We start from the raw sequence: 1,536 nt of genomic DNA, 5'->3' as shown, positions 1-1,536 counted from the left end.
ATCATAACGTCATCAAGACCCTCAGCAAAAGCTGCGGGGATGATGCCAGCCGGCATATTGCGATGGAATGGGATAAATCCACCAAGCGCGGCGGCCATGGTCGCTAAACCAGCGCCTTTTAGAAAACCGCGCCTGTCTGGGTAGCTGACTCGTCCAAAGACTTTTTCATCCGCAGATTTGGGATTGTTTTCATAATATTTATAGATCCCTTGCGGTTTGTTTTTCTCGTTCTCACTCATGATGTGTTCCTTTGTCGGCACACGCCCAAGAACTGCTACGTCATTCTTGTCCCTTAGTTCGTATCGCCGATCTCTACAGTTGCCTTACTAAAGGGTTTACATCAATAAAAGTAGACGACTATTTATAGTCTTAACAACATCGGTAAGAAACTAGACTGCTTGCTTTGCAAAGGTTATCCATAGTGTGGTTACATTGCTTGTGGTCACAGGAAGGGATAATCCTAGGTAAAAATAATGAATATGAAAGAGTTTTCCAGCGCAGTTGGGTTGTCGTCTTACACGCTTCGATACTATGAAAAAATTGGCTTACTGAAACATGTCCACCGAAATAGCAGTGGGCACCGTGTCTACACCCATCGAGATATTGATTGGGTCAACTTCATCAAGCGGCTGAAAGAGACGGGAATGCCGTTAGAAGAGATTCAAGAATATGCTTCATTGAGGGAGATTGGCTCGCAAACGACTGCTGACAGACAAAAGCTTTTGGAAGTTCATCGAGATAACTTAATCGAACATATCCGACAACAAAATGAGCATCTGAAACGATTAGAAGAAAAAATAAATCTGTATAAAAGCGGAAAAGTACGTTGACTTAGAGTTCACTCTAACTTGTAAGGTGTGCGGGTATTCACTCAAAGGAGCACACAAAATGGAAAATACGCGATTTCAAACAGGGCTAGAACAGTCATCAAAAATCGATGGAGAGGCTGGCCAAAAAGTTATCGAAAGCCTGAACGACATTTGCCCTGATTTAGCAAAGTTCACGATTGAGTACCCGTTTGGCGACATCTACACCCGTGAAGGGCTAGATCTAAAATCGCGAGAGATCGCTACGGTGTCCGCATTGACGGCGATGGGGAACTGTACTCCACAGCTTAAAGTGCATTTACACGCTGCGCTAAATGTTGGTTGCACGGAAGAAGAGATCAAAGAAGTGATCATACAAATGTCTGTTTACGCAGGATTTCCAGCTGCATTAAATGGCATGTTTGCCTTTAAAGAAGTACTCTCGGAAAGGCAGGTTTAGCTGCCTGCAAGCAACATTGAAAGTGAGCGTTAGGAGTCTCTAACGCTTTTATTTTTATATTTTTTAACGCGTTATTAAACCGCAAGGATGGTGGATGATTAAAGCGCAAATATATGATGTATTTTGTGATGAGTTGGCTCAAGGTAACCCTTGTGGCGTTGTCGAACTAAATCACTGGCTGAGTGATTCTGAGTTACTTCAAATCACTCATCAGGTCGCTCAACCTGTCACATCATTTGTGGTTCAGTCTGGCAGTGACTACCACATTCG

The 1,536-nt window shown here is 43.3% G+C and carries 4 protein-coding genes; 3 read left to right on the top strand and 1 reads right to left on the bottom strand.

What is annotated here, in order from left to right; genetic code table 11:
* A partial coding sequence (locus R7E42_RS24070) for a twin-arginine translocation signal domain-containing protein (RefSeq protein WP_318073093.1) occupies positions 1-239 on the bottom strand: 239 nt, incomplete at its 3' end.
* 234 nt (positions 240-473) lie between these two features.
* Here R7E42_RS24070 and R7E42_RS24065 point away from each other — a divergent pair.
* The 3 genes from R7E42_RS24065 to R7E42_RS24055 all read left to right on the top strand — a co-directional run.
* Positions 474-830: a MerR family transcriptional regulator gene (locus R7E42_RS24065; RefSeq protein ID WP_023623662.1), complete on the top strand. Its 357-nt coding sequence runs from the start codon at positions 474-476 to the stop codon at positions 828-830.
* A 58-nt stretch (positions 831-888) separates the two neighbouring features.
* Positions 889-1,266: a carboxymuconolactone decarboxylase family protein gene (locus R7E42_RS24060; protein WP_318073092.1), complete on the top strand. Its 378-nt coding sequence runs from the start codon at positions 889-891 to the stop codon at positions 1,264-1,266.
* Positions 1,267-1,360: 94 nt separating this feature from the next.
* Positions 1,361-1,536: PhzF family phenazine biosynthesis protein (locus R7E42_RS24055; protein WP_318073094.1), on the top strand; the 176-nt coding region annotated here is incomplete at its 3' end.

The organism is Vibrio sp. Vb1337, assembly GCF_033338715.1.
Taxonomy (GTDB): Bacteria; Pseudomonadota; Gammaproteobacteria; order Enterobacterales; family Vibrionaceae; genus Vibrio; species Vibrio alginolyticus.
The sequence above is the reverse complement of the archived record's forward strand: the minus strand, read 5'-3'. Positions and strand labels throughout refer to the sequence as shown.

Coding starts and splice junctions, on each gene's coding strand:
- R7E42_RS24065 (WP_023623662.1), top strand. CDS start 474: ATGAATATGAAAGAGTTTTCCAGCGCAGTTGGGTTGTCGTCTTACACG.
- R7E42_RS24060 (WP_318073092.1), top strand. CDS start 889: ATGGAAAATACGCGATTTCAAACAGGGCTAGAACAGTCATCAAAAATC.